This window comes from Streptococcus danieliae (assembly GCF_025447695.1).
Taxonomy (GTDB): Bacteria; Bacillota; Bacilli; order Lactobacillales; family Streptococcaceae; genus Streptococcus; species Streptococcus danieliae.
Window position 1 is genome coordinate 1 of the sequence record NZ_JAOBSU010000188.1, and the last position, 1,160, is coordinate 1,160.

At 43.4% G+C, this 1,160-nt stretch carries 1 protein-coding gene; it reads left to right on the top strand.

Going from position 1 to position 1,160, the window contains the following annotated elements; translation table 11 throughout:
* Positions 1 to 1,018 (top strand): LPXTG cell wall anchor domain-containing protein (locus N4310_RS08490; protein WP_262092831.1); only part of this gene is annotated, 1,018 nt, incomplete at its 5' end.
* Positions 1,019 to 1,160: the final 142 nt, after the last annotated feature.

The window sequence follows — 1,160 nt, forward strand, 5'->3', positions numbered from 1 at the left end:
TGATGCAGAAGCCAACAAGGCTAAAGCGGCGATTGATGCAGCTAAGACTTCTGAAGAAGTTCAAACAGCAGCGACTGTAGGTATTACTGCAATCCAAGCGATCAATCCAGTAGCAGAGGTTAAACCAGCAGCGAAAGCGGCAATTGATGAAGCAGCGGCAGCGAAGAAGGCCTCTCTAGAAGCCCGTGATGACTTAACAGCTGAAGAGAAAGCAGCAGCGAAAGCAGAAGTAGACTCTGAGGCAGCTAAGGCTAAGTCAGCGATTGATGCAGCCCAAACAGATGCTTCCGTAGAAGTTGAGAAATCTGCAGGAATTGCCAAAATTAATGCGGTGAACCCATCAACTGAATCTTCAGAGAAGAATCTTTTGAAGAAAGATATTGATGAAGTAGCAGCGGCGAAGAAGGCAGAAATTGAAGCTCGTAACGATCTAACTCAAGAAGAGAAAGATGCAGCTAAGTCATTAGTTGATGCAGAAGCCAACAAGGCTAAAGCAGCGATTGATGCAGCTAAGACTTCTGAAGAAGTTCAAACAGCAGCGACTGTAGGTATTACTGCAATCCAAGCGATCAATCCAGAAGCTATTGCGAAATCAGCGGCTAAAGATGCCATTGATAAAGCGGCAGCGGCGAAGAAGGCGGCAATTGATGCCCGTAACGATCTGACTCAAGAAGAGAAAGATGCAGCTAAGTCATTAGTTGATGCAGAAGCCAACAAGGCTAAAGCGGCGATTGATGCAGCTAAGACTTCTGAAGAAGTTCAAACAGCAACAACTGCGGGTATTACTGCGATTAACGCTCTCAATCCAGAAACTGCTCAGAAGGAAAAAAATTCTAAGTCAGCTAATGCTGATCACATGAAAGAATCCATGAAGCCAGTTTATACAGCAGATACTGGTCAACTTCCAAATACAGGGGAGGAATCTAGTATGGCAGCGACAGCAGCGGGAGTAGCTCTGCTAGGATTACTAACAGGTGTTGCAACGAAGCGTCGGAAGCGGAAAGAAGATGAGATTTAATCCGCACACAAAAATAAAAAGCAAGTGCATTTAAGCACTTGCTTTTTATTGATATAAAAATATTTGGTTCTATAATAAGTTGTGTGGAAAGTTCAAATTCCATACAGCTTTTTTTGTCATTCAGAGCACAAAAAAAGCAATT